Raw genomic sequence first — 6,000 nt, forward strand, 5'->3', positions numbered from 1 at the left:
TATTTCGATCAATCGGAGATCGGGGGGCAGGCCCCGCTCCGCAAGAGTTCCGGTTAGCCTGAACGGCCTTGCGGCTTTCAGTGGCAAGCGGCGGCGTTTGGGGTTAAGATGACGAGCCTTGTGAGGAGTTGGCCATGGACCCTCCCGAACCGCACTATACGGACGAACAAGTCACTGGCGCGCGCCAGGAGCATGTGGTCCGCTGGGTGCTCGCGATTTCGCTGCTGCTGATCGTTGTGGCCATGTCGGCGGTGTGGATCATCCCCTCCCTCTTCGACTAGGGACCGACTGCGCCTAAGCGGAAGCAAGGGGTCGTGTGGCGCCTTGGAGTCGTTGGCGCAGGAGAACGACAATGCCCGGCGAACTGGCGGTGGTGTTGAGCGGGGGTGGCGCAAAAGGCGCATTCCAAGTCGGCGTGCTGGACGAGCTAATCGTAAATCGCGGGGTCAAGATCGACATCGCCGTCGGCACCTCTACCGGTGCGATCCAGGCGCTGGCGGTGGCGCAGGACGATGTTCCCAAGCTGGTTGAGTTCTGGTCCGCGCTGCGCCGCAACAGCGACATCTTCGTGCGCAAGCCGCTCGGCCCGGCCGGAGCGATCTTCGGCGCGGACTCGCTCTATGAGGCGAAGGGGCTGCGGCGGCTGCTCAAGCGGGCGGCGGACGAGCCGCGGCTGCGTGCCACCGGCAAGAAGCTGCGGCTGGGCGTCGTTAATCTCGGTACCGGTGCCTTCCGGACGATCGATGAGAGCGTGCCGGGGATCCATAATTGGGTCTATGCCAGCTGCGCGATGCCGGTCTTCTTCGAACCGCTCCTGACCCGCGCCGCGGACGGCACTGAGGAGCAGTGGGTCGATGGCGGTGTGCGCGACGTGACGCCGCTCGACGCCGCGCTCGAGTTCAACCCGCGCGGCGTGATCGTCATCCGCACGGGACCGCCGCCGCGGCCGGGACAGGCTCGGACCTACCCGGACCTCGTGCAGATCGGCCTGCGGGCGGTAGAAATCCTGCAGTCGGAAGTATCGGCCAACGACCTGGCCAACGCCACGCTGATCAACGACCTGATCGCGGCGCGGGAGGCGCAGTTCCGGGAGCTGCAGCGGATCGGGGTGGCCGGACCTGGCGCGCTGGCCGTGCTCCGTCCGCTTGACCTGCAGATCGCCCGCTATCGCTTCGCGCCCATCCGGGTGATTGAACCGGAGACGGAGGTCTCGGGCACGCTGGAGTTCGATCCCGCCAAGATCCAGGCCGGGATCGCTGCGGGCCGGCGCGCGGTCGAGCAGCATTGGGAGAGCATCGAGCCGCTATTGAGCTAGGTCCCGCTGCGGCGGAACAGGCGGGCGAACAGGCTCCGCCGAGGCTGAGCGGTCGGGGGTGGGGCTTCGGGCGAGGAAGTGGCCTGGAGCCGCTGACGCAGGCTTGTGGCCACGGCGGGGCTGACCTCAGCGGGCTCTGCGCGCGGCGCCCATGGCTTCACCGTCAACGGTGCGAAGCTCGGCTCGGCCTTGACTGGCGGACGGCGGCGAGCGGATCGCCCGGCCGATCCAAGCACGGTGACCAGGTCGGCGTTCACCTCCACTGCGCCGACGATCAGGCGGCAGCCCGGCGGAAGGCCGTGGGTCGCCACCGCCGCTTCGGCCGCCTGGAGGAAGCGGGTGGTGCGCAGCCAGCAGCCGAGCAGATATTCGACGTAGCCGCCCGGCGCGCGGCCCTCAACCCCGTCGCGGCCGTCGCGGAGGAAGTAGCGGTGCTTGCACCCGATCAGCGCGGTGTTGAGCTCCGCAAGGCCGGTGACCTCGCAGTAGAATTCCACATCCTCCTCATGCCCGATCCACGCCGGCGCCGCTGCCGCGCACTCGGTCAGCAGCGCGTCGGTATCCGCCGTGCTGAACGGGTGGGCATCGTCCGAGTAGAGCCCCAGCAGCAGCTCGGGCGGATGCGGGCGTCCTGCCTCGAACACCAGGTCGGGCGGATTGGTGAGGCCCAAGGTGATCGCGGTGATCGGTGGCCCTTCCCACTCGGCCAGCACGGGCAGGAGGTCCTCCCAGCCGGACAGCGCCACCGCATCGGCCGGCGTGCTGCGGCAGATCTCGGCAAGGCTGCCGCCCAGCCCGTCGAGCTCGGCCGACAACCGAGCGTCGGCTTGGGCCGTGCGCCCGGCGGCAAGCAGTTCGCGCAGCTCCTCCACCCACGCCCGCTCGCCGTCCGCCTCTAGAAGCTGCAGCTGCAGCGGATGCGGCTGCTCCGGCTCGCGGTAGGCGCGCACGCCCGCTACCCGAGCGGGGTCGGGGATATCGACGAAATGCGGGTGAGCGCCTCCGCCGCCGCCGCCATATGAGTCCATCGCCGCGCCTCCCCCCGAGCGGCGTCGTGCCGCAAAGCGGGGCGGAAGGTAGCGCCGGTCGGTTAAGAGATGGTGGAGGCTAGTCATGGCCAACGGTCGCAGCCGCTGCCGAGGTCCGGAACGCCCCCGCTTAGTTGACTCGGTTGCCAGTGGATCGCGGTTCCGCAGCGGCGTGACCATTGTGACCTTTCCCAGAGTGAAAGGCCGGCGCAGCGCCCGCGGCGGTGTGACCTTCGTGACCGCGGCCGTGACCTTCGTGACCTGGGCGGAGGGCTGCGGGCGGCGCCGCGAGGATGCGGTCCCAGGCGGCGGCAAAGGCCTTGGCGGTTGGCCGGCGCTTCAGCCGGTAGGCGCCCTCCCGGCTCATCCCGGCCGCCTCGGCCGCTCGGGTGACCGAACGCGTGTAGTGCAGCTCGCCCAGGAAGCGGACTTGCCGGTCGGTCGTCCAGCTATCATGGCGCGGTGGTGTTCGTTGGTCCATGGAACAAAGGAAGCACAAGCACCCGCATGTAGGACAGGGTTTTTTGAAACCGCAGGCAGCGGAGGGGACGATGGTCGAGGACGAAGGACAGGGCGGCCGCACGCCGCAGGGCGAGCCGTTCGACCTGGAACGCTTCGCCCGGGCGCAGGGCGGCGGGGTGTACGAGGGCGCGCTGGCCGAGCTGCGCGCCGGAGCCAAGCGCGGGCATTGGATGTGGTTCGTGTTTCCGCAGCTGCGCGGGCTCGGGCGGAGCGCGACGGCGGTGCACTACGGGATCAGCGGAATCGAGGAGGCGCGCGCGTACCTGGCGCATCCGCTGCTTGGGGACAGGCTGCGGGAGTGCGTGGCGGCGGTGATGCGTCATGCGGGCGAGCGTTCGGCGGAGCAGATGCTGGGCGCGGTGGACACGGCCAAGCTGCGCTCCTGCCTGACATTGTTCGAGGCGGCGGGTGGTGGCGAGTCCTTCGCCCAAGCGCTGGCGGCCTTGTTCCGCGGGGAACGGGACTCCGCTACGCTCGTAATGGTGCGATAACCAGCCAAGGAGGGTGTCATGGCCAAGGGACAGCAGAAGTCGAACAAGGAAGCGCGCAAGCCCAAGAAGGAGAAGCCGAAGACCATCGCCGCCAACCCGTCGAGCAAGGGCAGCACGAAACGGGACGATTGACGCGTGACTGAGGCGAGACCGGGAAGGGCACGCGCGCACCTGTTGGTGCTCGGCGTGCTGGAACTGGTCATGGGCGTGTCGCTGGTCCTGCTGGCTGTGCGCGGCGACTGGGCGCAGGCGGCGTTCGTGGGCGGCATCATGGCGGTGTGCCTGGTGCCCACCCTGTCGCGGCGGCTGTCCGTCGAGATCCCGACGGAGGTCGAACTGGTGGCGGTGCTGTTCGTCTTCGCCACCCTATTCCTGGGCGAGGTTCACCATTGGTACGAGCGTTACTGGTGGTGGGACGCCGGGCTGCACACTACGTCCGGGCTGCTGCTGGGCATGCTGGGCTTCATGATCGTCTATGTGCTGAACGCGGACAGGGCGGTGGACCTCCACATGCGGCCGGCGTTCGTGGCGTTGTTCGCCTTCTTCTTCGCAGTCGCATTGGGCGCGATCTGGGAAGTGTTCGAGTTCGCCATGGACGCATGGTTCGGTACCAACATGCAGCCGGCGACCTTGACCGATCCCTCCGGGCTGACCGACACGATGCAGGACCTGATCGTCGACACGGTCGGCGCGGCGGTAGTGAGCCTGTGGGGATGGCGATACCTCAGGCGCCCGCACGATCAACGGATCGACGGCTGGGTGGCGCGGTTCATCGCCAAACACCCACGGGTGTTCGGGAACTGAGCGCCGGTGAGGTGGAGCTTTCCGGTCTTAGCCGCGGCAGGCACGGTCCGCGGATGAGCGAGGAGCGCGAGCGGGGCGGGCTGCCCATCCTGCACTTCGAGGACGGGCAAGCGCTGGAAGGGTGGTTGGAGCAGCAGCCGGAAGCTCATGGGGGCATCTGGCTGAAGATCGCCAAGCAGGGGCAGGGCGTGACTTCGGTCAGCGTGAAGGAGGCGATCGACGCGGGGCTCTGCTTCGGCTGGATCGACGGGCTGATCAACCGCTTCGACGAGCGTTTCTACCTCGTCCGCTACACGCCGCGGCGGCCGAAATCCAAATGGTCGGAGATCAATGCGCGGCGGGCCGAGGCGCTGATGACGGAGGGCAGGGTAAGCCGCGGCGGGCTCCGGCAGATCGAGGCGGCCAGAGCCGATGGGCGGTGGGAAGCGACCTATCCTCCCGCGAGCCGGATGGAAGTGCCGGAGGATTTGGCGGCTGCGCTGGAGGCGAGCCCGAAGGCGGCGGCATTCTTTGCGGGGCTAAGCGGAGCGAACCGTTATGCCTTGCTGTACCGGCTGCACGATGTGCGAGACCAAGCCAGACGGGCGGCGGCGGTGGCGAAGTGGGTGGCCAAGCTGGAACGCGGCGAAAAGGTGCACGGGTGAGCGCGCCGCGTATCCTGGTCGACGCCGACGCCTGCCCGGTCAAGGATGAGGTCTACCGAGTGGCGTTCCGGCGCGAGGTGCCGGTCGTCGTGGTCAGCAACATGCGGCTACGCGTGCCGGAGCATCCGCTGGTCGAGCGGGTGGTGGTCAGCGACGCGTTCGACGCCGCCGACGACTGGATCGCGGGCGAGGCCGACGCGCGGACGGTGGTGATCACCGGCGACATCCTGCTGGCCGACCGCTGCCTCAAGGCGGGCGCGACGGTGATCGGCCACAACGGCAAGCCGTTCACGGCGGCGAGCATCGGCGGCGCGCTGGCCACCCGGGCGATCATGGCCGACCTGCGGGCGGGCGGGGATGTGGTGGGCGGGCCGGCACCGTTCGGGAAGGCGGACCGGTCGCGGTTTCTGCAGGCGTTGGATGAGGCGTTGGTGCGGGTGGGGAACTGAGCGAACGGGGGAAGAGATGCTGAGCGCGTCGGAGGCAACCACGCTGCCGGCGTGCCTTGAAGTGATCGCTCAGACGGGCGCAGATCAGGCTCCTGAAGGGGCGAGTAGAGGCTACCCCCTTACCTCTTAAGAATACCCTTTCGTCTTCAGCCTTGCGCAAGCGGCTCCTTAGCGCCATTCGAAACTTGGGGAAGACAAAGCGCCAAGCTTCTTGAGCTGGCGTCCGCCTGATTACCGGATTAGCAGCTGAGGCAAATCCCGAAAGAATCTGTGACACATTGAGCATCGCATCTTTCACGGTAAAATTCCCGCGCACTAGAGACTAAATATCGCTTGTCCGATAGTCTTCTTGCTCACACTGACCAAGCGCGTAGAGAACTTGGTTCTTTCTGCCGATCTTGGTATCTCGTGCGTTCATGAGCCTTTCGATTACCCCGGCGTCGGTCGATAAGGAGTCATCTGACCAGCTTCTGATCGCATCGTCGACGATATCTCTGCTTATAGAACCTGCTGCATCAACCGATCCGTTCGCGATGGCAAGACAGAGTTCGTGCACATGTTGAGCTATCCTGTCCGTAAGCCAGCCAATCTCATCATAGAGCTCGCTTTCTACAACGTCAGAACCAAACGAAAAACCAAGTTCGTCGATAAAGCCGCGTTGCATGAGGCTGCGGGCCTCATCACGGCTCATCCGAGCTACATCGGGGATCTCAGTCAATCTGTTCGCGATTGGTGCCGCACCGGAGA

At 66.9% G+C, this 6,000-nt stretch carries 9 protein-coding genes; 6 read left to right on the forward strand and 3 right to left on the reverse strand.

Annotated elements, in window-relative coordinates; translation table 11 throughout:
• The first annotated feature begins 134 nt into the window (after positions 1-134).
• Together QZX62_RS04530 and QZX62_RS04535 are read left to right on the forward strand one after the other, a co-directional pair.
• Positions 135-281 carry a hypothetical protein gene (locus tag QZX62_RS04530; protein WP_294172479.1) on the forward strand — a complete coding sequence of 49 codons (147 nt, stop codon included), beginning with the start codon at positions 135-137 and terminating at the stop codon, positions 279-281.
• 71 nt (positions 282-352) lie between these two features.
• A complete protein-coding gene (locus QZX62_RS04535; RefSeq protein ID WP_294172481.1) occupies positions 353-1,315 on the forward strand; it encodes a patatin-like phospholipase family protein in 963 nt (320 codons plus the stop codon).
• Here the strand turns inward: QZX62_RS04535 and QZX62_RS04540 are convergent.
• Both QZX62_RS04540 and QZX62_RS04545 read right to left on the reverse strand, forming a co-directional pair.
• Positions 1,312-2,343, reverse strand: a complete 1,032-nt coding sequence (locus QZX62_RS04540; RefSeq protein ID WP_294172483.1) for a hypothetical protein — start codon at positions 2,341-2,343, stop codon at positions 1,312-1,314. The genes QZX62_RS04535 and QZX62_RS04540 overlap by 4 nt on opposite strands.
• Before the next feature lie 130 nt (positions 2,344-2,473).
• Complete coding sequence (locus tag QZX62_RS04545) at positions 2,474-2,824, reverse strand: hypothetical protein (protein WP_294172484.1); 351 nt, start codon at positions 2,822-2,824, stop codon at positions 2,474-2,476.
• Positions 2,825-2,894: 70 nt separating this feature from the next.
• On the opposite strand from QZX62_RS04545, the gene QZX62_RS04550 reads away from it, so the two are divergent.
• From QZX62_RS04550 to QZX62_RS04565, 4 genes are all read left to right on the forward strand, one after another.
• Positions 2,895-3,356 carry a DUF1810 domain-containing protein gene (locus QZX62_RS04550; protein ID WP_294172498.1) on the forward strand — a complete coding sequence of 154 codons (462 nt, stop codon included), beginning with the start codon at positions 2,895-2,897 and terminating at the stop codon, positions 3,354-3,356.
• 135 nt (positions 3,357-3,491) lie between these two features.
• Entirely contained in the window at positions 3,492-4,160 is a 669-nt protein-coding gene (locus tag QZX62_RS04555; protein WP_294172486.1) for a hypothetical protein, read from the forward strand.
• Between the two features lie 53 nt (positions 4,161-4,213).
• Positions 4,214-4,804, forward strand: coding sequence for a YdeI family protein (locus QZX62_RS04560; protein ID WP_294172487.1), 591 nt, complete (start codon positions 4,214-4,216; stop codon positions 4,802-4,804).
• Positions 4,801-5,253, forward strand: a complete 453-nt coding sequence (locus QZX62_RS04565; protein WP_294172489.1) for a YaiI/YqxD family protein — start codon at positions 4,801-4,803, stop codon at positions 5,251-5,253. Before QZX62_RS04560 ends, QZX62_RS04565 begins: the two co-directional genes overlap by 4 nt.
• Positions 5,254-5,575: 322 nt before the next feature.
• On the opposite strand, the gene QZX62_RS04570 is transcribed toward QZX62_RS04565, so the two are convergent.
• Positions 5,576-6,000 (reverse strand): hypothetical protein (locus QZX62_RS04570; RefSeq protein ID WP_294172492.1); only part of this gene is annotated, 425 nt, incomplete at its 5' end.

Source organism: uncultured Sphingomonas sp. (assembly GCF_902806265.1).
In the GTDB taxonomy this organism is placed as follows: Bacteria; Pseudomonadota; Alphaproteobacteria; order Sphingomonadales; family Sphingomonadaceae; genus Sphingomicrobium.

Excerpts from the sequence above, each read along its gene's own strand:
- QZX62_RS04540 (WP_294172483.1), bottom strand. The coding sequence starts at position 2,343 with ATGGACTCATATGGCGGCGGCGGCGGAGGCGCTCACCCGCATTTCGTC.
- QZX62_RS04535 (WP_294172481.1), top strand. The coding sequence starts at position 353 with ATGCCCGGCGAACTGGCGGTGGTGTTGAGCGGGGGTGGCGCAAAAGGC.
- QZX62_RS04560 (WP_294172487.1), top strand. The coding sequence starts at position 4,214 with ATGAGCGAGGAGCGCGAGCGGGGCGGGCTGCCCATCCTGCACTTCGAG.
- QZX62_RS04545 (WP_294172484.1), bottom strand. The coding sequence starts at position 2,824 with ATGGACCAACGAACACCACCGCGCCATGATAGCTGGACGACCGACCGG.
- QZX62_RS04550 (WP_294172498.1), top strand. The coding sequence starts at position 2,895 with ATGGTCGAGGACGAAGGACAGGGCGGCCGCACGCCGCAGGGCGAGCCG.
- QZX62_RS04530 (WP_294172479.1), top strand. The coding sequence starts at position 135 with ATGGACCCTCCCGAACCGCACTATACGGACGAACAAGTCACTGGCGCG.